The sequence below is a fragment of the Rhizobium sp. 10N414 genome (assembly GCF_056394785.1).
Window position 1 is genome coordinate 56,786 of record NZ_JBFTIN010000029.1, and the last position, 20,546, is coordinate 77,331.

Annotated in this window: 21 protein-coding genes and 1 pseudogene; 12 read left to right on the forward strand and 10 right to left on the reverse strand. The window is 59.7% G+C overall.

All coding sequences use genetic code 11. From position 1 onward, the window contains the following. The first annotated feature begins 85 nt into the window (after nucleotides 1-85). Nucleotides 86-736 carry a response regulator transcription factor gene (locus AC1DE4_RS22700; RefSeq protein ID WP_025658973.1) on the forward strand — a complete coding sequence of 217 codons (651 nt, stop codon included), beginning with the start codon at nucleotides 86-88 and terminating at the stop codon, nucleotides 734-736. A gap of 582 nt (nucleotides 737-1,318) precedes the next feature. Here AC1DE4_RS22700 and AC1DE4_RS22705 read toward each other — a convergent pair. Both AC1DE4_RS22705 and AC1DE4_RS22710 read right to left on the reverse strand, forming a co-directional pair. Beyond that, complete coding sequence (locus tag AC1DE4_RS22705) at nucleotides 1,319-1,789, reverse strand: YybH family protein (RefSeq protein WP_192242044.1); 471 nt, start codon at nucleotides 1,787-1,789, stop codon at nucleotides 1,319-1,321. Between the two features lie 122 nt (nucleotides 1,790-1,911). Further along, nucleotides 1,912-2,997 carry an NAD(P)H-dependent flavin oxidoreductase gene (locus tag AC1DE4_RS22710; protein ID WP_025658975.1) on the reverse strand — a complete coding sequence of 362 codons (1,086 nt, stop codon included), beginning with the start codon at nucleotides 2,995-2,997 and terminating at the stop codon, nucleotides 1,912-1,914. Nucleotides 2,998-3,274: 277 nt separating this feature from the next. On the opposite strand from AC1DE4_RS22710, the gene AC1DE4_RS22715 reads away from it, so the two are divergent. From AC1DE4_RS22715 to AC1DE4_RS22725, 3 genes and pseudogenes are all read left to right on the forward strand, one after another. Next, nucleotides 3,275-4,000, forward strand: coding sequence for an SDR family NAD(P)-dependent oxidoreductase (locus AC1DE4_RS22715; protein ID WP_169684018.1), 726 nt, complete (start codon nucleotides 3,275-3,277; stop codon nucleotides 3,998-4,000). Further along, on the forward strand, nucleotides 3,994-4,464 hold the full coding sequence (locus AC1DE4_RS22720; protein WP_018855082.1) for a RidA family protein: 471 nt from the start codon (nucleotides 3,994-3,996) through the stop codon (nucleotides 4,462-4,464). Before AC1DE4_RS22715 ends, AC1DE4_RS22720 begins: the two co-directional genes overlap by 7 nt. A 38-nt stretch (nucleotides 4,465-4,502) precedes the next feature. Further along, nucleotides 4,503-5,497: pseudogene (locus AC1DE4_RS22725) on the forward strand (enoyl-CoA hydratase/isomerase family protein). Between the two features lie 77 nt (nucleotides 5,498-5,574). On the opposite strand, the gene AC1DE4_RS22730 reads toward AC1DE4_RS22725, so the two are convergent. Next, nucleotides 5,575-6,513 carry an AraC family transcriptional regulator gene (locus AC1DE4_RS22730; RefSeq protein ID WP_477883231.1) on the reverse strand — a complete coding sequence of 313 codons (939 nt, stop codon included), beginning with the start codon at nucleotides 6,511-6,513 and terminating at the stop codon, nucleotides 5,575-5,577. A gap of 100 nt (nucleotides 6,514-6,613) precedes the next feature. On the opposite strand from AC1DE4_RS22730, the gene AC1DE4_RS22735 reads away from it, so the two are divergent. Then, nucleotides 6,614-7,618 (forward strand): SDR family NAD(P)-dependent oxidoreductase, encoded by a 1,005-nt coding sequence (locus AC1DE4_RS22735; RefSeq protein WP_018855085.1) that lies wholly within the window; start codon nucleotides 6,614-6,616, stop codon nucleotides 7,616-7,618. A gap of 157 nt (nucleotides 7,619-7,775) precedes the next feature. Beyond that, nucleotides 7,776-8,444 (forward strand): VOC family protein, encoded by a 669-nt coding sequence (locus tag AC1DE4_RS22740; protein ID WP_018855086.1) that lies wholly within the window; start codon nucleotides 7,776-7,778, stop codon nucleotides 8,442-8,444. A gap of 36 nt (nucleotides 8,445-8,480) precedes the next feature. On the opposite strand, the gene AC1DE4_RS22745 is transcribed toward AC1DE4_RS22740, so the two are convergent. The 3 genes from AC1DE4_RS22745 to AC1DE4_RS22755 form a co-directional block, all read right to left on the reverse strand. Beyond that, nucleotides 8,481-8,717, reverse strand: a complete 237-nt coding sequence (locus AC1DE4_RS22745) for a tautomerase family protein (protein ID WP_018855087.1) — start codon at nucleotides 8,715-8,717, stop codon at nucleotides 8,481-8,483. Nucleotides 8,718-8,748: 31 nt separating this feature from the next. Beyond that, entirely contained in the window at nucleotides 8,749-9,381 is a 633-nt protein-coding gene (locus AC1DE4_RS22750; RefSeq protein ID WP_169684014.1) for a DsbA family protein, read from the reverse strand. A 69-nt stretch (nucleotides 9,382-9,450) separates the two neighbouring features. Continuing rightward, on the reverse strand, nucleotides 9,451-10,164 hold the full coding sequence (locus AC1DE4_RS22755; protein ID WP_018855089.1) for an SDR family NAD(P)-dependent oxidoreductase: 714 nt from the start codon (nucleotides 10,162-10,164) through the stop codon (nucleotides 9,451-9,453). 281 nt (nucleotides 10,165-10,445) lie between these two features. Here AC1DE4_RS22755 and AC1DE4_RS22760 point away from each other — a divergent pair, with 281 nt between their 5' ends. Both AC1DE4_RS22760 and AC1DE4_RS22765 read left to right on the forward strand, forming a co-directional pair. Further along, a complete protein-coding gene (locus tag AC1DE4_RS22760; RefSeq protein WP_018855090.1) occupies nucleotides 10,446-10,715 on the forward strand; it encodes a hypothetical protein in 270 nt (89 codons plus the stop codon). Nucleotides 10,716-11,030: 315 nt separating this feature from the next. Continuing rightward, nucleotides 11,031-12,020 (forward strand): potassium channel beta subunit family protein, encoded by a 990-nt coding sequence (locus AC1DE4_RS22765; protein WP_113471303.1) that lies wholly within the window; start codon nucleotides 11,031-11,033, stop codon nucleotides 12,018-12,020. Nucleotides 12,021-12,104: 84 nt separating this feature from the next. On the opposite strand, the gene AC1DE4_RS22770 is transcribed toward AC1DE4_RS22765, so the two are convergent. Then, nucleotides 12,105-12,422: a DUF982 domain-containing protein gene (locus tag AC1DE4_RS22770; protein ID WP_018855092.1), complete on the reverse strand. Its 318-nt coding sequence runs from the start codon at nucleotides 12,420-12,422 to the stop codon at nucleotides 12,105-12,107. Between the two features lie 400 nt (nucleotides 12,423-12,822). Between AC1DE4_RS22770 and AC1DE4_RS22775 the strand changes: the two genes are divergently transcribed. Further along, on the forward strand, nucleotides 12,823-15,333 hold the full coding sequence (locus AC1DE4_RS22775) for a glycogen/starch/alpha-glucan phosphorylase (protein ID WP_477883233.1): 2,511 nt from the start codon (nucleotides 12,823-12,825) through the stop codon (nucleotides 15,331-15,333). A 31-nt stretch (nucleotides 15,334-15,364) separates the two neighbouring features. Here the strand turns inward: AC1DE4_RS22775 and AC1DE4_RS22780 are convergent, their stop codons facing one another. The 3 genes from AC1DE4_RS22780 to AC1DE4_RS22790 form a co-directional block, all read right to left on the reverse strand. Next, nucleotides 15,365-15,811: an arginase family protein gene (locus AC1DE4_RS22780; RefSeq protein ID WP_477883235.1), complete on the reverse strand. Its 447-nt coding sequence runs from the start codon at nucleotides 15,809-15,811 to the stop codon at nucleotides 15,365-15,367. Further along, complete coding sequence (locus AC1DE4_RS22785) at nucleotides 15,774-16,235, reverse strand: arginase family protein (protein ID WP_409564079.1); 462 nt, start codon at nucleotides 16,233-16,235, stop codon at nucleotides 15,774-15,776. Before AC1DE4_RS22785 ends, AC1DE4_RS22780 begins: the two co-directional genes overlap by 38 nt. A gap of 96 nt (nucleotides 16,236-16,331) precedes the next feature. Then, nucleotides 16,332-17,150 (reverse strand): MarC family protein, encoded by an 819-nt coding sequence (locus AC1DE4_RS22790; protein ID WP_169684011.1) that lies wholly within the window; start codon nucleotides 17,148-17,150, stop codon nucleotides 16,332-16,334. A gap of 195 nt (nucleotides 17,151-17,345) precedes the next feature. Between AC1DE4_RS22790 and AC1DE4_RS22795 the strand changes: the two genes are divergently transcribed. The 3 genes from AC1DE4_RS22795 to AC1DE4_RS22805 all read left to right on the forward strand — a co-directional run bounded on the left by AC1DE4_RS22795 (nucleotide 17,346) and on the right by AC1DE4_RS22805 (nucleotide 20,539). Further along, nucleotides 17,346-17,576 carry a hypothetical protein gene (locus tag AC1DE4_RS22795; protein WP_192242223.1) on the forward strand — a complete coding sequence of 77 codons (231 nt, stop codon included), beginning with the start codon at nucleotides 17,346-17,348 and terminating at the stop codon, nucleotides 17,574-17,576. Nucleotides 17,577-18,051: 475 nt separating this feature from the next. Beyond that, entirely contained in the window at nucleotides 18,052-19,575 is a 1,524-nt protein-coding gene (locus AC1DE4_RS22800; RefSeq protein WP_477817047.1) for a DUF3300 domain-containing protein, read from the forward strand. A 22-nt stretch (nucleotides 19,576-19,597) separates the two neighbouring features. Then, nucleotides 19,598-20,539 carry a DUF2950 domain-containing protein gene (locus AC1DE4_RS22805; protein WP_477883238.1) on the forward strand — a complete coding sequence of 314 codons (942 nt, stop codon included), beginning with the start codon at nucleotides 19,598-19,600 and terminating at the stop codon, nucleotides 20,537-20,539. Nucleotides 20,540-20,546 lie beyond the last annotated feature (7 nt).

Consider the following 20,546-nt stretch of genomic DNA (forward strand, 5'->3'; position numbering starts at 1 on the left):
TGTTGGCGAGCTTCGCGCTGTCGGCGCATTCTAAGCATAGATACCACTTCGACGTGAATTCATCTTTGAACCGGAGGAGAATGGCATGTACAATGGCGGTCTGCCTCAGACATTCCCAAGTAACAAGATATCGACGTCGGACGCGCCGTCCGTATCCGTCGTGAGCAACAATGATGAGATCGGCGAGATCCTGCCCGACGAGTTGCGGTCGTGCGGCTGGCGACCTGACATCTTCGGATCAGCAGTTGAATTTCTCTCCGCCCGACGCGTTTCGAGCTTCGGGTGCATCGTTCTCGATGCTGATCTGCCCGATCTGGATGTCCAGACTCTCACCCGGATCATCTGCTTTTATGCGATGCATTGCCCGGTCATTCTGCTAACGAGCCACGACCATCGCGGCATGACCATGACGGCATCTCGGTTCAACTTTACAATCATGTCGAAGCCGGTGAACACGGTTGCTCTCCTTGAAGAGATACAGGCCGCCATTGAATCAACCATCAAGGTCAATGAACTCGACCGGCGTTATCGGTCCCTCTCGGTGCGCGAGCGCCAGGTCATGCAGTTCGTGGTGGCTGGGCTACTCAACAAGCAGGTCGCCTATGAACTGAGCCTCAGCGAAATCACGATCAAGGCCCACCGCGGGCAGGTGATGAGGAAGATGCGTGCACGATCGTTGCCAGAGCTCGTAAACATGGCTGCCAAACTCGAACTTGGCGCTGCACCGCTACACTAAACACGGATCCAGCCGGGGCACCACTCTTTGCCGCCGGCTCCGACGGGACGCCGAGAACTGTCAGCGAAAGAGGTCGGAGGCGTCCTCGCCGATCCATTTTTCTCCGACTGCCTTCGACGGAGATCATTGGACCCGTGCTACCGCCCGAGACGTTTGTCCTTAGCCCTCGGATGCTTCCTATCAATCTCTCGGGTGATTGCCGAAATTGCCATCAGGTATATTCGGGCAATACCTAAGTTTACTTACCAGAATGGCCGTCACGGCTTAGGCTATGTTTTATCGCCTCCCTAGTTGGCGATAAGCTTGCGCAGCAAGCGCTCCAGTGTTCCTCCCGCCGCTGGAGCTCGCGGATCCCCCTCCCACGATCCGCCAAGGCCGTCTCCAATCCGCCTGGAGACGGCCTTCCCTGCATTGGAGTGTGGGTCGCCGAGATTGTACGGAGCCAATCGTGCGGGTGATGTAGGGCACATCAGGCTGGCGGAGTTCGCGGGTAATCTCGAAGGTCCCGGCTTTATCGATTTATGGCCATGGCCACACGTCGTGAACGAGACAGCGCCGACAACCGCCGGCTCTGCCCCTTGGTCATTTGCGTTCGCTAAAGATCAACCGTTGGTAATCGGCAAGCATCTTTGGGTCCTCGACCGATCCGTGATGGTGGAGCAGCCGCCAGGCATCGTCCTTTCGGACAAACCACCGCGTCGTCCGGAAAGCAACGTCGATCGTCTCACGCGGCGTCTTGCATTGGCCTCGCTCGCGACCGACGAAGAGATGCCAGTCGGCGCCACCCTGGCTCGTGAAATCGTGAAAGGTGACGCGGACCTCAGCCTGGCCCTCGAAAAGCCTGGAATAGCCTTGGGAGATCGAAGGCCACCCTCGGCGGATGCCGCCGATGGGATTGTCCATGCTTGGAGCCTCCCCGTCGAACCAGACCGACTCCAGCCCGGCCATGTCTCCGCTGTTGAAGGCTCTATAAAACTCTATCAGAGCGTCGAGAGGGCTACCGTCGCCGGCCTTGGCTTCGCTTCCACTGATTTCAACGAAATGCCGTTCCATCGCGAATCCTTTCGTTTCTTCAACAGCGACCGTTGGGAAATAGAAGCCAGCCCATCAACCTCCCGCGTGCCACTCGACTGCGGCCCCCGTATCAGAAGCGCGATCCGACACACTTCCCAGGCTCAGCCTTGCGTCCGTCCTTCGATGACTTTGAGGGCATCCTGATACAGGCGCCGGGTCAGATCGCCGGCGGACAGCCTCGGTGCGAGCTTCGCCGCCTGCCCTGACCAAAGATTCGTGAAGTCGTTCCTGGACGCCTCCTCCGCTTTCGCCTTGATTGCGGCGAGAGCGGCCGCGGCGGTTGGAAACGGTGGAGCGCTTTCGGAGAGCGGCCCGAGCTCGCGCATGATGCGATTGACAACGCTTCTGGCGGGCCTGCCGGTGAAGACGTTGGTGATCGCGGTGTTGTCGTCGCGCGCATCACCGAGCGCCTGCGCATGAACGGCAGGAATCTTTGCTTTGGGGCAGAAGAGGTACGCAGTTCCGATCTGAACCGCAGAAGCACCGAGCATCAGGGCGGCCGCCACGCCTCGGCCGTCAGCGATGCCTCCTGCCGCGATGACGGGGACCTTCACCGCGTCAACGACCTGCGGGACCAGCGCCATCGTTCCGACCTGCGTGGACATGTCATGCGTCAGGAAATTTCCGCGATGACCGCCGGCTTCAAAACCCATTGCCACGACAGCGTCGACGCCGTTTTCTTCTAACCAGACGGCCTCGGCGACAGTAGTGGCCGACGAGATGATCTTCGCGCCGGTCGCCTTCACTCGCTGCACCAAGGACTTCTCCGGCAGGCCGAAATGGAAGCTCACGATCTCCGGCTTGAACTCCTCCACCACCTCGCAGAAAGCGGAGTCGAACGGTGCACGTCCGGCTGCCGTCACCGGCGCCGCTGGATCGAGGCCGGATTCGACGTAATATGGCGCGAGCAGCGCCCTCCACCGCATCTGCGCGGCTGGATCGGAGGGCGGCGTGTGATGCGCAAAGAAGTTCACGTTCAAAGGAGCCTTCGTCGAGCTGCGGATGCTCGTCAGAGCCGCCTTTAGCTGATCGATGCTCAACAACGCGCTTGGCAGCGACCCGAGGCCGCCCGCCTGTGCAGCGGCAATGACCATCTCGTTCGTGGTCGAGCCAGCCATGGGCGCTTGAATGATGGGGATTTCAATCCCGAATAAGTCGAGGATTCGGCGGTCGGGCCAGCGCGTCATGTCGGACTCCATTTCGTATCCTGTGTCTGACCGTCATATCTCCGGTGCTCGTTGCGGTCCATTGCACCTTGGTGTCTACGCGCGCCAATCGATCCCAAAGTATCGGGGACACCTTGGTACAATAGCGCCTCGAGGAAATCGGCGCGATGGTTGCGGAGAACGCAGGGCGTAAGCGCCTTCGTTCCCGGCACGGTCGGCATCAGCGCATCAATTTCGAAACAAGCCGACCTGCCCCCACGGCAGGCGAATGGCTCTTTGCATCAAAACGGAGGCATACATGAGTGTGCAGAAGACAGTGGTGGTAACCGGTGCCTCGCAAGGGATCGGAGCCGGCATCGTGCAGACCTTCCTCGACAAGGGCTACAACGTCGTGGGAACCTCGAGACGCATCAGCGAGACGACGCCATTCGACCGCGCCGACCGTCTGGAACTCGTCGACGGCGACGTCAGCGATCCCGACACCGCCGAACGGGTCGCGCAGCGGGCAATCGACCGCTTCGGATCCGTCGACGCCCTCGTCAACAACGCCGGAATCTTTTTTACGAAGCCCTTCCTAGAATACACGGTCGACGATTTCCGGAAGCTCTCCGCGACCAACGTCGAAGGCTTCATCCTTTTCACCAATCACGCGATCAGGCAGATGCTTCGCCAGAAGTCTGGCGGAAGCATCGTCACCATCACGTCGTCCCTTACGGATCACCCGATCGCGGGCGTGAACGCGTCATTGCCGATGGTCGCAAAGGGTGGACTCAACGCGATAACCAAAAGCCTCGCGCTGGAATTTGCGGCAGACAATATTCGCGTCAACGCAGTGTCGCCAGGCGTCGTCGACACGCCGCTTCATGCGTCCAACCCGAAGGACTTTTTGAAATCGCTGTCGCCGATGGGAACGATCACCGCGGTGCAGGAGATCGTCGACGGCGTCGTCTATCTGACGGAGTCCGCAAATATCACCGGGGAGGTGCTGCACGTCGACAACGGCGCACATCTCGGCAAATGGTAGCCCGCGGCCCAGAAGCGCGACTGGAGGAACTGGCCATTGCCTTGCCTCCTCCGCCCACCCCATTCGGCGCCTACGTCGAAGCTGTCCAGTGCGACACCCTGTTATTCCTCAGCGGCATGTTGCCAGTGGTTGGACACGATCCGGTTTATCATGGGCGCGTCGGCGAGGAATTGTCTGTCCTCGAAGGTTATGACGCGGCGCGGACGGCCTGCCTCAGCGGTCTTGCCGCTGCCAAGGCGCAGCTCGGATCGCTGGATCTCATTCGTCGCATCGCCAAGCTCGGCGTCTACATCGCTACGCCGGGAGATTTCCGTGAACATCCGAAGGTCGCCGACGGCGCCTCGGAACTGCTGCTCGATGTCTTCGGAGCGGATCGGGTCCCACCGCGTATCGTCCTCGGCGTCGCCAGCATACCACTCGGCATGCCGGTCGAAGTCGAACTCGTTTTCGAGATCGAGCCCTAGCAAACCTTTCTCTTCCAATCTGAACGATGGAGTAAGTCATGAAGATCAAGCCAACGGATGCGAGGAACGTCGTCATTGTCTCGTCGAAGTTTCTGACGGCCACCGCCCTTCTGATGCTGCCCGCCCTTGCGCTTTCCGGCCAGGCGGGCGTCGCCGAAAAGACGGCCCGTCCGGCGGGCGAGCAAGCTCAGCCTGCAAGCGAGCAGACACAGATCAAGGTCGACAAAAGAACCCCGGCGTACTGGCGGGTGACCTTCGACAACCCGCCCTTCAACATCTTCGGGCCGGAGACCATTCCGCAGATGGAGAAGGTCGCCGCCGAGATCGAGTCGGATCCCGATTTGCGCGTCGTTGTCTTCGACAGTGCGGTGCCGGGCTTTTTCCTGACCCACTACAACTTCACGCCCAAGCTTTCCGAATCCACCAGCCTGCCATCAGGGACGACGGGACTTCATCCGCTTCCGGACATGCTGGTTCGCATCAGCAAGGCGCCAGTGGTGTCCATCGCACTGATACGCGGACGCGCAACGGGGGTCGGTAGCGAACTTGCGCTGGCCAGCGACATGCGCTTTGCGAGCCGGGAGAAGGCAATCCTTTCCCAATGGGAGGTCGGCGCAGGCTTCGTACCCGGTGGTGGTCCTATGGCCCGGCTTCCCCGTCTGATGGGCCGGGGCCGAGCGCTTGAGGTTCTGCTCGGCTCCGACGACATCAATGGCGATCTCGCCGAGGAGTACGGTTACGTCAACCGGTCGTTCCCCGACGACAAGCTTGACCCGTTCGTAGACGCCCTCGCCACTCGCATCTCCGGCTTCGACCGGCAGGCGATTGCTGACACCAAACGTCTCGTCGACTATGCAAGCCTGCCGTCCAACCCCGAGATCGGTGCCGGGTGGGACGCGTTCATCACCTCCGTACAGCGCCCGGTCGCACAGAAGAACATTGGCAAGCTGATGGACATGGGCCTGCAGACCAGACCAATCCGGACATCGAGGCCAGACTTGGCCACTACACAGGGACTTTGGCCGACAAATAGGTAAACAAGTGTCCGTACAGTCCATGGCAAATCGCACGGACACCTCACATGATTCGTGCGAGCACGGGCAAACAAAATCAGGAAGCGTGCGCCGCTTCCTCGACGAGATAAAGTCGGCCTCCACGTCGAGGCGATACGCCCATCACGCGCTTGAAAGCGGTGCTGAAGGCCGCCTCGGAACCATATCCGACTGAGGCCGCAACCCTGGCGATAGAACTGCCCTCCTGGCGAAGCGCGCGTTCGGCCTGGAGCATTCGCCATTCAGTCAGATAGTTGAGCGGCGGGCGTCCGGTCACATTACGAAAGTGAACCGCGAAAGCCGTCCGAGACATTCCCGCCGCACGGGCGAGTTCAGGAAGCGTCCAGGAACGGGCAATGTCGCCGTGCATGAGGTTGAGCGCTGGGGCGAGTTTTGGATCGCAGGCGGCGCGAAGCCAGCCGGGACGAACCTGGTCTCCTGATGAAAGGTGCCGACGCAGGATCTGGATGAGCAGCAAATGGGCTAGACTTGAACACGCCATTTCGGCCCCTGGAGCGCCGCCTGCCGCCTCTTCGACGAGTTCGCCGATCAATGCCCCAAGTCGGCTCGCTCCACTTTCGGCCGCCGGAAGATGAACAAAATCCGGCAGGCTTTCGATCATCAGGCGTCCGCCGACATGGTGTGTATCGATATGACCTCCGAGAAGCAGGAAGTCGTCGCCCTGCCCGACTGGAATGATGGACTTCCCGGCGCCCCTGAAGATCTCGGCCGCTGGCTGCGGAGCAAGCGCCAGATCGCTCGCGACCACAAACCCGACGTCACGCGTCAAGATGAAGATGTCGCCGGCCTCGAGCCGGAATCTTGCGACTGTGCCGTCAAGGGCAAGGAAACAGTGCCCGCGACCGACAACGAAGAACTTGATCTTGCGCGGTGGTTCGAAACGGATGGCCCAGTCGCCGCCACCAATAAAGCCGCCGGCATAGATCGTACGAGCGTCAAAGACCTTGAGGGTATGTGATAGCGGATCGCGTGTCATTTTGAACTTTGGCGAAAGAAACTGGAACTTCTGAATATTCAAAGTACGGCAATCGGGGAGCATATCCAAGGGCGAACAGTCACCGAAAGGAACTCACCAAATGCCTACGACGCAGACGCCACTCGGATCCGGCTTCCATGCCTCCAGCACGACGCTCGACATCATCGCCGGTATCGACCTCACCGGAAAGTTGGCGATCGTGACAGGCGGCTATGCGGGCCTTGGGCTAGAAGCCGCGCGGACGCTGGCGTCGGCTGGAGCCCGGGTGATCGTCCCGGCGCGAGACGTAGATCGCGCGCGACGTGCTATCGCGGAGATTGGTGGCGGGATCGAAGTCCGGCCGATGGACCTCACCGATCCAGCCTCGATCGACGCCTTTAGCTGTGACATCGTCCGGTCGGGGCTTCCGTTGCACATTCTCGTCAACAGCGCGGGCATCATGGCGCTGCCGGAACTGAGCCGCGACTCCCGAGGCAACGAGCTGCAGTTCTCGACCAACCACCTCGGTCATTTTCAGCTCACGCTCCGCCTGTGGCCTGCATTGGTTCGAGCTAGAGGCGCGCGCGTCGTTTCGGTCTCCTCAATGGGTCACCGCTTTTCCGACATCGTCTGGGACGACTTCAATTTCGAGCGCCGCCCATATGATGGCTGGAGCGCGTACGGACAGTCGAAGACAGCCAACATCCTCTTTGCTGTCGAACTTGATCGCCGAGGGCGCGACTTCGGGATCCGCGCGTTCTCGTTACACCCCGGCGGTATCGTGACTGGTCTGGCGAAGCACATCTCGACCGAACGCCTGAAGGAAATGGGAAATCTCGACGAGAAGGGTGTGCCTGTCATCGATCCTGACAGGGACATGAAATCGATTCCGCAAGGTGCGGCAACCCATGTTTGGTGCGCAGTCAGCCCTCAGCTCGCCGGCCTCGGGGGCGTGTTCTGCGCGAATTCGGACATAGCGCTTCTCGAGGACGGGTCCATCGTCACCTCGCTCGATGGGCGGGACCGGCGAACGTCGAAAGTCGCGCCTTATGCGGTAGATCCTGCTTCTGCTGAGCGCCTCTGGATGATGAGCGAGAGGGAGACCGACACTCAATTGTCGATTTGAACCGTCTTACTCCTCCCGTTCCTCACCCGCTGGATGCCAGAGTCAATGGGGGCGTTGGCGGCGACACCATTGGATAATGGACGGTCCCCCGAGGCGAGCGCATCGTGTGCCTGGTCGCGGGAAGTTCCCCGCGGCAATTTTACCGAGGGATGACAAGATGACCATTCAGGAGCGTAGCACGACCGCGACAAAGACAGTGAAGGATGCCGACATGAAACTGGAGGTCGTCGTGATCCCAGTTTCGGACATCGACCGCGCCAAGGCATTCTATACGGGACTTGGATGGCGTCTCGACGCCGACGTGCCCGGCAAGGACGGCTTCCGCGTCGTTCAAGTCACGCCGCCGGGATCTCCCTGCTCGGTGATCTTCGGATCGAACGTCACATCCGCGGCGCCGGGTTCCGCTCAGGGACTGCATCTTATCGTATCGGACATTGAGATGGCTCACGCGGCACTGGCCTCACATGGTGCTGAAATGAGCGGCGTCTTCCACGACGTCGGCGGCGTCTTCCACCACAAGAACACCGATGGACGGCTGCCCGGCCCACACCCTTCGCGCGCCAGCTATGGATCGTTCGCATCCTTTAGCGACCCGGACGGCAACGGATGGCTCCTCCAGGAGATTACGACGAGGCTACCGGGTCGAAAAGAGGCCAACGGCGCGACGTTCACCTCCGGCAGCGATCTGGCAGCAGCCCTTCGGCGCGCTGCGGCTGCCCACGGCGAGCATGAGAAGCGAAACGGGGGCAAGCATGACGATGACTGGCCCGATTGGTACGCCGCATACATGCTTGCCGAGCAAGCAGGGGCCGATCTTCCGGATTGACACGATCAAACTGCGCGCTTGCCGCCCCCAAGCGGACTAGGTGCCCTTGGCGGCGGCGAGCTTTCGATATTCCGCGGTCGGCAGCCCGCCCCATCCCCAGTTGTCGAGGTCCACTTCTTCGATCACCACGTAAGTGGATTCGAGCGGCTTGTTGAGGACCTCGAGCAGCACCTGGCTCACGCCCGCAATGAGGCGGGCCTTCTCTTCCTCCGTAACCGACTGGCGGCCCGGCGCAGTTCCTTCACGAGTGACCTGCACGTTTACAATAGGCATCGTTTGGTACTTTCCAATTGTCCGTCTGCCTTCAGAAGCCCAGCGCCGACAGGTGCTGCTCGAGCGCGTCGACGTGTGCATACCCCGAGCCAACCCTGGCCAGCCCGGCATCCTTCCTGACGAAAAGTGTCGGGAAGCTCGAAACGCTCATTGCTCGGGCGGTGGCGAAGTCGGTCGCCGCTTCCGCGATCGTGCTGCCTCGCTTCCACGTCTCCAGGAACTCTTCAGCAGTTGTGGGGTGGCCCAAAGTCGTCAGGGCACTGCTTCCGACTTTTGCGAGGACGACGCCATCGGTGGTATCAAGCGCGTCGACGTAGAAGGCATGCTGAAACGCCCTGAAGACCTTGAGAAGGTTGGCTTCCGGACGCAGGATGCGAGCGGCGACGACCGCGCGGCAAATCGGTTCGGTATCGTAGACGAACCCTTGTCTCGCCAGCAGCCCTTCACGATTGAACGGAAGACCGCTTGCCTCTTCGACCCTAGCCCAGTGATGCAGCCTGAATTGCTTTCCGGCATCGTCGAGAACGTCGGTCGCGCCGGCGCGGAGACCGCCAAGTATGATCTGCAGAGAGGCTTCCGGGCGCCGTTCGAGCAGCAGTTCCATTTCCTTTCCGAACCCATAGCACCACGAGCACATCGGGTCTGCGGCCAGTACCAGTTCCATCGTTGTTCCAATCGTTGTCGTCTGGGAGACCTGACGCACTTGCGTCAGGCCGTTCGGTCCGAAGGCGTGTTACCAGCGACCGGCGTTCTGACCGCCGTCCACGTGCAGGATCTCGCCGGTCACAAAGCTGGCGTTCTCGAGGTAGAGAACGGCGTCCACGATGTCGCTGATCGCGCCCATGTGGCCGATCGGGTGCAGGGCCGAAAGGAACTCATGCGTTTCAGGGGCGTGCATGGGGGTCTTGATGATGCCGGGCGATACGGCGTTCACCCGAACCCCGGTCTTGGCATACTCAAGCGCGAGTCCCTTGGTGACGGCATTCAGACCGCCTTTCGTCAGCGAAGCAAGGGCCGCGGGGACGCCAGCGATCGGCTGGTTGACGAGGCTTGTGGTGATCGAGACGATGTGACCGGATCCCTGCTTCAGCATCTCCTTTGCGGCGCGCTGCGTGATATGAAAGAAGCCAGCGACGTTCACGGCGAAGTTCAGATCGTAGTCTTCCTGCGTGAAGTCGACGAACGGCTTGGCTGTGAACACGCCGGCGTTGTTGACGAGAGTGTCGATGCGGCCGAAGCGCTCAATGGCTTCGCGAACGACGCGCTCAGCGGTCTCGACCTTCGAAATGTCGCCGGCGACAGCGTGAACGCCGGCATCGGAACCAGCCTTGATGGAACGCGAGGTAGCTACGACGTTGTAGCCCTTTTCCCGGTATCCACGGACGAGGCCCTCGCCGATGCCTTGGGACGCGCCGGTGATGATGGCTACCTTCTGATGACTGCTCATGATTGCATCCTTTCGATTGCGACGGCCGATCCCTCGGTCCGTCCAACGCCAGCGGCGTCGGTGCAATTGATTTAGATGTCTGCGTGTCTCGGGAGAATTGGCGATAGAAGGATGACACCCATCCGCCAAGCGGCATAATCACCGTATGCTTCCTGCCTCCCGGAGATCCGTCGGAGCTCACTCAGAAGATGGGGAGCGGCGCAGCATGTCGGCTTCGCGGCGGTCGTAGCACCCGGCCTGCGCTTGCGAGGAGAGTCAAGGCCAACGGCGATCTCTGCTATATGCCGGAACTTCTGCGTGTAAAGGCGAACCTGTTGTTGTCGATGTCGGCGTCAGATGAGGTGCACACGTGCCTGCTGCAGGCCCTCGACACAATCCGGAACATGGGTGCCCGCGGCTGGGAATTGCGTGCCGCGACCGACTTGGCTCGTTTCTTAGCGGCTGAGGGTCGCATAAGCGATGCGGGAGCGCTGCTTCAGCCGATCTTGGATAAGTTTGACGAAGCGCTTGATACCGAAGACCTCAAGATTGCGGGCGGCGTTTTGCGATGAACGAAAGTCCGCTGGTTCCACCCGTCACGAACCTAAGAGAGGGCATATTGCGGCCGGACAACATTTTCAGGGATGATCGGTGGTAGTGAAGATCCTGCAGAACCAAAACAGAACGCTGCCGTCCCTTTGCGGTAAACCTTCCCAATCAGTTGGCGAGTCTCGGCTGCCTGGCTAAGGACAGCAAGCAGGAACCCGAAGGCTGAGGAAATGCTCGGCTCCGCGTTCTCGTTTTTGGCCTTGCGCCCAAGCGGGATAGGGCTAGGTTCGCTACGAACAGCTGCTCGGCTGATTGTAAACATTCGTAGGAGGTTCGTTATGGAATATCGTCGTCTCGGCAAATCGGGCCTGAAAGTCAGCGAATTCTCCTTCGGATCATGGGTCACCTTTGGCAAGCAGGTTGATGGCGGCGATGCGGTCAGCCTAATGAAGCTCGCTTATGACAAGGGGGTGAACTTCTTCGACAATGCCGAAGGCTACGAGAGTGGAAAATCCGAACTTGTGATGGGCGAAGCGCTCAAGACGCTCGGCTGGAGCCGCGATAGCTTCATCGTCTCCAGCAAGGTGTTCTGGGGCGGGGAGAAGCCGACGCAACGCGGGCTGTCGCGCAAGCACGTAACCGATGCTGCCCACGCCGCGCTCAAGCGGCTGCAGGTCGAATACCTGGACCTCTATTTCTGCCACCGGCCGGATATCGATACGCCGATCGAGGAGACCGTTCGGGCGATGCACGATCTCGTGGCGCAGGGGAAGATCCTTTACTGGGGAACCTCGGAATGGTCGGCGCAGCAGTTAACCGAGGCTTACGCCGTCGCGCGGGATCTTCGCATCACGCCGCCGACGATGGAGCAACCCCAATACAACATCTTCGAGCGCCAGAAGGTGGAAGCCGATTATCGGCCGCTCTACGACCTTCTCGGTCTCGGAACCACGATCTGGTCGCCGCTTGCATCAGGCGTCCTCACCGGCAAATATAACGACGGCGTGCCGGCTGACAGCCGAATGAACCTTCCCGGATACGAGTGGCTGAAGGAGAAGCTATCGAGCGACGCTGGCCGCGCCCAGATCGCGAAAGTCCGCGAGTTGGCGAAGCTCGCAGACGAGATCGGGATCTCGATCACGCACCTTGCTCTGCTGTGGTGTCTGGCCAACAAGAATGTCTCAACTGTCATCCTTGGCGCGTCGCGCACGAGTCAATTGGAGGACAATCTTGCGGCCCTTTCGCATAGGGACAAGTTGACTTCCGACGTGCTCGATCGGATCGATGCAATTACCGGAAACAAGCCGGCGGCGGCGCAGCGGTTCTAGCTGCGAGGATCCACAGGCAGCAACGTGTGACGTACTTCTTTTCGTTCGCCTCTAGGACGGCTTAAGATTGAGCCGACATCGGCGCTAGTGAACCTGCCCGGCAGGTGGCGATTTCGTCAGACCATCCGGACGATCGGGAACATAATAGATCCGGTCCATCCAGGAAATTCCGACTTCTTCGGCCGCATCAATGAGGGCCAGCTTTGCATCGTCTGCCGGGAGCAACCCTTCCATAACTGCCGCGCAAACGGCAAGCGCACGCTCAAATGCCGGCCCAAAGGTTACCGGCCACTTGTCAGCTAGTAATGCGGAAGCTTCGCCAGTTCCTTTGATATCGATGGGTTGCGGAAAGTCAGGCAGCCAGATTTCCAGACCAAAGGTCCAATCGCTCCTTGAAAGCATGTGCGTGCTCCTCCCCTGAGTCGCTACGGGCAAAGACTCCTATCGGATCGCGGCGCTTTCATGGTCTCGAACGGCCCATGGCGTGTCGCCCGGACGATTTTACGACACTCTTGAAATTAGACCGCCAATCATGATGTCTACTTTGGATCCCAGCGGCCCGGCCCTAGAGCTTGCCGCCGCAGCCTCACCAGTGTCGTTACGTGCGTCGTTTACGGTAACATACTTCACTGCGCTGTTGGTTTCAGGCACCATCAACCCGGCACCCGCCCCGCTAAAGCGCCTCTTCATGCAACACGCGGGACCGTTAGCTCGACCTTTGAGCGCGTGAAAGACGGCATGGCACTGCGATGGCTCGTAAACCAATCCCGAAGATCGTGACCGGCAGGTTCGGAGGCATGGAATGGCAGACGACCAGGAAACATCAGCCCAAGCTCCTGAATTGGAGGCGACGGACTCCATTCCCCCGCAATATGATTGCGGCCCCCTCAAGCTAAGTGGCAGCAGCAACGCGTTGTACGAACGTCATCTTCTGTTCGACAACGTGCGGGCATCGAGCGAGATAGGAAACCGCGAGCGGTATGAGGCAGTCGCACGGTCCGTTCGGGATATTCTTTCCCAGCGCTGGGAAAAGACAGAAGAGGTCTATGATCGCGAGAACCCCAAGCGGGTCTATTATCTCTCGATGGAGTTCTTGATCGGTCGTTCCCTTAACAACAACGTTGTCAACCTGGGGCTAGGCCCTCTTGCGGATCGCTTCTTTCAAAGACATCAGCTGGACGAATTGGCCTTGCTTTCCGAAGAGCCCGACGCCGGGCTCGGCAATGGTGGTCTTGGACGCTTGGCAGCATGCTTTCTCGAGTCCATGGCGACGATGCAATTGCCTGGAATGGGCTATGGCTTGCGCTACGAGTACGGGATATTCAAACAGTCGATTGTCGATGGCTGGCAACGCGAACAACCGGACAATTGGTTGCGCAGGCCTGATCCCTGGGAAGTTGCCCGACCTCACTTGGCCGTGCCGGTCGAGCTTGGATGTTCGTTCGAAGTGCGCGGGGGAAGCCTGAGAGCGATCGCCGGCGTGCCTTCAAGCTTGCTCGGAATCCCTTACGACAGGCCTGTCGTCGGCTACGGCGGAAAAACGATAAACACGTTGCGGCTATGGGCTTCCGCAACTCCCCACGTATTCGATTTCCAGGAATTCAGCGCAGGTGACTTTGTTGGCGCACTGGCCGAACGGCTGACAGCGGAAACCGTGACACGTGTTCTTTATCCGGACGATTCCACCAGCATGGGACAGGGCCTTCGCTTCGTGCAGGAATATTTCCTTGTAGCGTGCTCATTGGCCGACCTGGTTCGACGCTTCCAAAAAAGCAACAGTAATTGGGACGATCTGCCGACGAAGGTGGCTATCCAGCTCAATGACACCCATCCGAGTCTCGCCGTTGCGGAGCTCATGCACATCCTCCTGGATACGGCAAAACTTGACTGGGAGCGTTCATGGGACCTCACGAAAAGGACCCTTGCCTACACAAACCACACCCTCCTCCCGGAAGCGCTGGAAAAGTGGCCGGTGCGCTGGTTTGAGTTGATGCTTCCACGGCACTTGGAAATCATCCTGGAAATCGATCGCCGCTTGCGGGAAGAGGTGCAAACTCGCTGGCCGGGCGACAATGGCCGCATCGAGCGTATAGCCATTGTCGAGCAAGGCAATCACCTGGTGCGGATGGCTCACCTCGCAATAGCCGGCTCCCACAGCACGAACGGTGTCGCGGAGATACACTCGAAGCTGCTCCGAAACGTCACCGTGAGCGACCTCGCAGAACTCTATCCTGACCGTTTCAACAACAAGACAAACGGCGTCACGCCACGCCGTTGGCTATTGCTGTCAAATCCGGGTCTTGCCGAATGCATCTCCGAAGCTATCGGCGACCGCTGGATAGCGAACGCGACGGACCTCGAACGTCTGAGGTCGCTTGCCGATGACAGCGGGTTCATTTCCGCCGTCCAAACCGCAAAACGCAAGGCCAAAGTCCGTTTTGCCGATTGGCTCAAGGCGCAGGCGGGAGTTCTGGTTGATCCTGACACGATTTTCGATAGCCAGGTGAAGCGCATCCACGAATACAAGCGACAGCTCCTGAATGGGCTGCGAGTCGTCGCCCTCTACCATCGGCTGCGGCAGAATCCTAGTCTCGATATGCCGCCACGCACCTTCATCTTTGCAGGAAAGGCGGCTCCTGCCTACCACGCTGCCAAACTGATTATAAAGTTCTTGAACAATCTTGCCGTCACGATCGACCGCGATCCGTTGGTGCGGGGTCGCCTTCGGCTACTATTCCTGCCCGACTACTGCGTGTCACTCGCCGAGCAGCTCATTCCTGCCAGCGACGTATCCAACCAGATATCAATGGCGGGATACGAGGCAAGCGGCACGAGCAACATGAAGTTCATGATGAACGGGGCGTTGACCATCGGCACGCGTGACGGCGCAACGATCGAAATGGCCGAGGCCGCGGGCGAAGAAAATTTCTTCCTGTTTGGGCTGACCGCAGACCAAGTTGCAAACAGCCGCTGCTGGTATAGCCCCGGCTGGCACTATGAGAACGAGCCAGAGATACGCGCTGTCCTCGACCTGATCTTCTCAGGCGAATTCTCGCGAAATGAGCCGGCAGTCACCGACGCGCTGCGCAACATACTTCTGGTCGGTGGCGATACTTACATGCATTTGGCCGATTTTACCTCCTACATGGATGCAGATTCCAATCTTCAATCACTCTATCGGAATCCGGAAGCTTGGAGCCGCAAGGCGATCATGAACATCGCGGCTTCAGGAAGGTTCTCGAGCGATCGCACGATCGCCGAATATGCCCGCGACATCTGGGAGGTAGCTCCATGTCCGTTGCCATCGGCTTAGTCTCATGACTGGATCGATGTATCGGTCCCGGCTAGACCAGCGGGAGTTGGCTCAGAAGTTTTCTGGTTTCGATCGCATCCCAGGAAATGTATTCGGTGATGGCCATCCCCACGATTTCGCAAGCAGCAGACACATCCCGAAGGAGCCGCACCACGTGCTCAGGTTCCAGGCGGGGGACACCGGATAGAAACGTTTTATCAGTACCCGGTTTATTGAAAAGAATTGGCGGGAAACGGCCGGGCAGGATCGCATCGACGTCGAGATGCACTGCAAGCTGCTTGATGTCCTCGTCCGCAATCCACTTCAGGATTGCGTTACTGTCGCCGTACAACTTACGCGAGGATGTGTGTCGGAGGTTCAGGCGATCAATGACCTTCTGCTCATTAGCAGACCACTCGTCCAGCCCCGCATACATGACCTTGGACGGTCGAACAGGGATATCAACCTCGCCGACGAAATCGCGGTCGGCCCTCGCCAAGGAGCATACCGAGCACCTGCGCGTGCGCGTGACCGGTGTCCTTCAGCGTCTGGATATCTGGATGTGCATCTATCCAGAGCACTCCGACGTCCCCACCGTATCGCTTGTTGAGATACGCGATTGGGGCCAGATCGACGAGACAGTCGCCTCCGATTGTAAGGATGCGATCCGGTGCGTGCTTTTCGATCGCGGACCGCGCTGACCGGGCTTGTTGCAGCAAAGCGCTCTTAGCGACAATTCCATCCTCCAGGGGCAGTTCCGCCTCACCAGGCGACGAAACGTCGATTGTTTCCTCGGGGCCCTGAGATCTCGGCGGAAGCCACGACAGCAAGCGCGAGCTGACGTAATACTCGGCGAGGTTCTCGCCTTGCCACTGGGGCAAATGTAATCTGAGGGTGTGGTCAACTGTGGCATGAGCAAACACTCCTTCGCCATCGCGTGTGCCACTGAAGTAATCAAGCCACCGAGCGCCAGGGCGGACATTCGAGGCGTGCAAACTTCCCTAGTGAGAATGCGGCGGTTACCAAGCAATCATGCTTAGACTATGCAGAATGATCTGCAGTCCCAGAGCGGCTTGGGTAACCCCGAGCACAACCGCCAAAACCTGCAATGACGTTCCGATCCATCTGAGGATGGATTCAGCAAACATCATGGCCAGCCAGTCAAGCGTCAGGATCAGCAATACGATCGCTGCCACGGTGACGCCTTCCGCTTGCCGGTCACCCGCCAACGTAGCGAAGACGATGACGGCAGCTATACCATAGGGCGTCACAATTGTTGGAAACGCCAACGGTGCCAGAGCAAATTTCAAGTCTATCTGGCCCTGCTCCGTTGGCCGTATCATTGGGTCCGCGGTCGGCTGCAAAACGGTTCGCAAAGCCACCATGAACAAGATAATGCCGCCCGTCATCGCCAGCACCGGCAACGAAATCTCCAGATTTTCAAGCATGGTGCGTCCGAGAAATCCGGCGATGGCGAGCGCCGCCGCCGAGAACAGGATCGCTCTGGTGGCTAATTGTCGCCGAACGCTGGGCTCGTAGCTGCCCGCAAGGACCTTGAATGGCACCAGTATCTTAATTGGGCCGAGCATCAAAAAAAGCATCAGGAATATCTTGCGTGAGCCGAATTCCACCTCTGGGAACTCCGGCAGGGGCAAGGATTGCGCAACGGATTGCACCGGAACGCTCACCGCCCAAACCATAGCCAGTACAGACGCCAGGAGATATCGCCGCACGGGTTCCTTTGCTTTTGTGGTATGGGTCGCCTGGTGTTCGTCAGCCATATCAGCGGAACCGGGTTGCGATCCCGCCCCATACCACTTTCCGTTCTCGACCGCCATTTCGCCTTGGGGTCGAAGCGGTCTCTGGCTTCAGTGGCTTCCCCACGCCCGGTCGGCCATTTGAAGACAAAGTCCGGCCCAGGATTGGACCATGTCCCAATACACGACGGGGTTGGGAACCAACCCGATAGCCGCTTGCATTTCGGCAGCGCTCGTTGTTCAGTTCAGCAGCATGCATGTTTCATGGAGGGAGACATGGGCGCGACGATCGTCGAGCGCCTCGCAGAATGCGCCGCGATGATAGAAGATCTCTCGCAACGCATTTCCCGGATCCAAACGGGCGAGGTGCAGCATCAGGCCAGATTCGCTGGTGGGTCCTGGGAGGACATTACGCCGGAGATGCTCGTTCTCTATGAGCGTCTGCTCGAAAACCAAAAGTTCCTTGCTGAGGATCTGCGCGGCCGTTTGAGTAGCGGCGATAGCTGATCTCACCTCCCGTGGCCTCACAAGAAGGCGGGCCACCGTGGTTCGAACATTCGGCGCTGTTCAACTTCCGTTTCCGCGCCCATCAGCGATGACTTAGATCGCTGTGACACATGACAGTTCATCGTAGCGCCCGTGACTGCTTGATCAACCCGATCTGACTAGCTCGTCCGGCGATCACGAGCGCGCTATTTCGCACGATCGGCATGAATTTGCATTCCAACTGCACGTCGACAGCAATTCTCCACATTGGACAGCCATGACGGGCATAGATCGGCTCCCGTAATTTACCGTAACGTACGTGCGGCCGGAGCTGATTGCTGCTAGCCTGTCTTCATGGAGTTGCGAGGGGCCTCCGCATCCGCAAGTATTTTTCGCTCGACCGGCGGCTGCATTTTCTGCGGGTGCAAGCGAGGCTGCCCAGACGTCCAGTGGAGACGRTGATCCGTCTTCCACCAAAGAAAGAAAAGGTGCGATCATGACAAGGTTTCTTGCTTGGTGTGCAACTTGGCTGGCGGCGGTGTCCTGGCTCGTCATTCCGACAGAGCTACCGACTGCCTACGCGCAGCAGCCAGCGCCCGCACCCGCTTCTGCTTCAGCCGCCGCGCCGGCACCGAGTACCGCCGAAACAGCAGCGGCGCCTCAGGCCTTGACGGAGGACGAACTCGAGACGCTTGTCGCGCGCATCGCACTTTATCCGGATGACCTCGTGGCACTGATCACGGCTAGCTCGCTGTTTCCGCTGCAGATCGTCGAGGCGAACCGGTTCCTTGAAACGAAGAAGACTGATGACAAGCTTAAGCCCAAGGAGACTTGGGATGGCAGTATCATCTCTCTTCTCAACTATCCTGAGGTCGTCAAGATGATGAACGACGACCTGGAATGGACACAGACGCTCGGACAGGCGATCACCTATCAGCAGAAGGACGTCCTTGTGGCCATTCAACAGCTACGCGACCAAGCGGTGGCCAAGGGCGCGATCAAGACGGACGACAAGATCACGATCGTCAACGAGGGCGACAACGTTGTCATCCGGCCGACCGACCCCGAGAAAGTCTACATCCCGAAATATCCGCCGGAGATGCTCTACGAGCCGGGCTACGCCTACCAGCCTATTAGCTACTACGACCAGCCCTATTCGAACTATTGGTATCCCGGTGCTGCCTTCTTCGCCGCAGCCGTGACGGGCGTTGCCTGGGCGGCTGCGGTCAACTGGGACAACTGGGGCGTTTGGGGCGGCAACTGGGGCGGCGACATCGACGTCGATTGCAACAACTGTTTCAACAACCGCAATTTCAACGGCAAGGTTAAGTGGAACGACGTCGACTGGAAGAACGTCGACCGCAGCAAGCTCAACATCGACAGAAGTCAGTTGGCGAACGTCGACCGAAACACTATCCGAAACAATCTCCAGGCCAATGGCGCCAACAACCTGCGCAATCGCGCCTCCGAGATCAACCGTGAGCGCGGCGCTGGCGTCGCCAACCGGGCGGACCGCGCAGCCGACGTTCGCAGAAGCACCGCGGAGGGTCTGAAAAACCGTGGTGGTAACGCCGGGCAAGCCGGCCTCAACCGCCCCGGCGGTGGGGTCGCCAACCGGCCAGCGGCAGGAAATCGGCCAGGCGCCGGCGCGGGCGTAAATCGCCCCGGTGGCGGAAACCGGCCGGCGGCCGGCCAGCGGCCCGCGAACGGTAAGCTCGCCGGCAAGGCAGACAACCGCGGCCGCGCAAACGCACTCGGCAACGTCTCGTCGAAGCGCGGTCAGGTCGACGCTTCGAGGCGTGGAGCGCAGAGCCGCGCCAACGCCCAGCGCCCCAACCGTTCCAACGTCCAGCGCTCGCCCAACCGTTCCAACATTCAGCGCGGTGGGGGTGGACGGTCGCAGATGAGCCGTGGCGGTGGCGGACGGCAGCAGATGAGCCGCGGCGGCGGCGGTAGACAAATGCCTCGAGGCGGCGGCGGCCGCGGTGGCGGTGGCGGACGCGGTGGCGGCAGACGTTGAGCGACCTTTGGGGAGAAAAACGATGAACACGTTCTTCAAGTCTGCAGGCCTCTGGGCCGTTCTTGCAACAACGACCGTTCTTTGCGGAACTGTACCGGTGCTCGCCCAGGATACGCCGTTCGACAGCTTCACGGCCTCAACTCCGGCGCCGCAATTCGACGACCCGATTGCGGCGGTCGACAAGCTGAAGGCAGCGCTGTCGTCCGGCGACGTCGATGGTCTTGCTGCGCTGCTCGGCATTGACGCGGCCAAGCTAAAGGCCAACGAGGACGCCATGAACACCTACCGGCAAATCCGCGAGGGCGCCGCAAAGCAGGTGGTCGTGGAGGACCGGGACGGCAAGAAGATCGTCGAGATCGGCGACAAGCTTTGGCCGCTCCCCTTCCCGCTCGCGAAACGTGGTGATGGCAAATGGGCCTTCGATACCAAGGCGGGCTTCGAGGAGGTCCTCGACAGGCGGATCGGCGAGAATGAACTGCAAGCGATCGACACCATGCGCAACTACGTCGACGCGCAGCAAGAATACGCTTCGGCCGATCACGACGGCGACGGCGTTCTCGAATATGCACAGAACCTTATAAGTAGCCCTGGCAAGACAGACGGCCTTTACTGGCCCCCCAACCAAGGAGACTCAGACAGTCCCGCCGGAGCCTTCGTCGAACAGGCCGCTCTCGAGCGTGCGAAGGCCGGGGATGGCTATTTCGGCTACCGTTTTCGGATCCTGAAGGGCCAGGGCGCCAACATAGCCGGTGGCGACTACAGCTACATAATCAACGGCAACATGATCGTCGGGTTCGCGCTCGTCGGATGGCCCGTCAAATACGGTGAGACGGGAGTGAAGACGTTCCTGGTGAGCGAGAAGGGCGTCGTCTACGAACGCGATCTCGGCACCAACACCGCCGCGGCGGTCGCGAAAATGACGCGCTTCAACCCTGACGAAAAATGGGACATCGTACCCAACTGATTTTGGC

What these genes read in the sequence shown, in the direction of transcription:
- AC1DE4_RS22700 (WP_025658973.1), top strand. Translation starts at nt 86, where the DNA reads ATGTACAATGGCGGTCTGCCTCAGACATTCCCAAGTAACAAGATATCG.
- AC1DE4_RS22705 (WP_192242044.1), bottom strand. Translation starts at nt 1,789, where the DNA reads ATGGAACGGCATTTCGTTGAAATCAGTGGAAGCGAAGCCAAGGCCGGC.
- AC1DE4_RS22710 (WP_025658975.1), bottom strand. Translation starts at nt 2,997, where the DNA reads ATGACGCGCTGGCCCGACCGCCGAATCCTCGACTTATTCGGGATTGAA.
- AC1DE4_RS22715 (WP_169684018.1), top strand. Translation starts at nt 3,275, where the DNA reads ATGAGTGTGCAGAAGACAGTGGTGGTAACCGGTGCCTCGCAAGGGATC.
- AC1DE4_RS22720 (WP_018855082.1), top strand. Translation starts at nt 3,994, where the DNA reads ATGGTAGCCCGCGGCCCAGAAGCGCGACTGGAGGAACTGGCCATTGCC.
- AC1DE4_RS22730 (WP_477883231.1), bottom strand. Translation starts at nt 6,513, where the DNA reads ATGACACGCGATCCGCTATCACATACCCTCAAGGTCTTTGACGCTCGT.
- AC1DE4_RS22735 (WP_018855085.1), top strand. Translation starts at nt 6,614, where the DNA reads ATGCCTACGACGCAGACGCCACTCGGATCCGGCTTCCATGCCTCCAGC.
- AC1DE4_RS22740 (WP_018855086.1), top strand. Translation starts at nt 7,776, where the DNA reads ATGACCATTCAGGAGCGTAGCACGACCGCGACAAAGACAGTGAAGGAT.
- AC1DE4_RS22745 (WP_018855087.1), bottom strand. Translation starts at nt 8,717, where the DNA reads ATGCCTATTGTAAACGTGCAGGTCACTCGTGAAGGAACTGCGCCGGGC.
- AC1DE4_RS22750 (WP_169684014.1), bottom strand. Translation starts at nt 9,381, where the DNA reads ATGGAACTGGTACTGGCCGCAGACCCGATGTGCTCGTGGTGCTATGGG.
- AC1DE4_RS22755 (WP_018855089.1), bottom strand. Translation starts at nt 10,164, where the DNA reads ATGAGCAGTCATCAGAAGGTAGCCATCATCACCGGCGCGTCCCAAGGC.
- AC1DE4_RS22760 (WP_018855090.1), top strand. Translation starts at nt 10,446, where the DNA reads ATGCCGGAACTTCTGCGTGTAAAGGCGAACCTGTTGTTGTCGATGTCG.
- AC1DE4_RS22765 (WP_113471303.1), top strand. Translation starts at nt 11,031, where the DNA reads ATGGAATATCGTCGTCTCGGCAAATCGGGCCTGAAAGTCAGCGAATTC.
- AC1DE4_RS22770 (WP_018855092.1), bottom strand. Translation starts at nt 12,422, where the DNA reads ATGCTTTCAAGGAGCGATTGGACCTTTGGTCTGGAAATCTGGCTGCCT.
- AC1DE4_RS22775 (WP_477883233.1), top strand. Translation starts at nt 12,823, where the DNA reads ATGGCAGACGACCAGGAAACATCAGCCCAAGCTCCTGAATTGGAGGCG.
- AC1DE4_RS22790 (WP_169684011.1), bottom strand. Translation starts at nt 17,150, where the DNA reads ATGGCGGTCGAGAACGGAAAGTGGTATGGGGCGGGATCGCAACCCGGT.
- AC1DE4_RS22795 (WP_192242223.1), top strand. Translation starts at nt 17,346, where the DNA reads ATGGGCGCGACGATCGTCGAGCGCCTCGCAGAATGCGCCGCGATGATA.
- AC1DE4_RS22800 (WP_477817047.1), top strand. Translation starts at nt 18,052, where the DNA reads ATGACAAGGTTTCTTGCTTGGTGTGCAACTTGGCTGGCGGCGGTGTCC.
- AC1DE4_RS22805 (WP_477883238.1), top strand. Translation starts at nt 19,598, where the DNA reads ATGAACACGTTCTTCAAGTCTGCAGGCCTCTGGGCCGTTCTTGCAACA.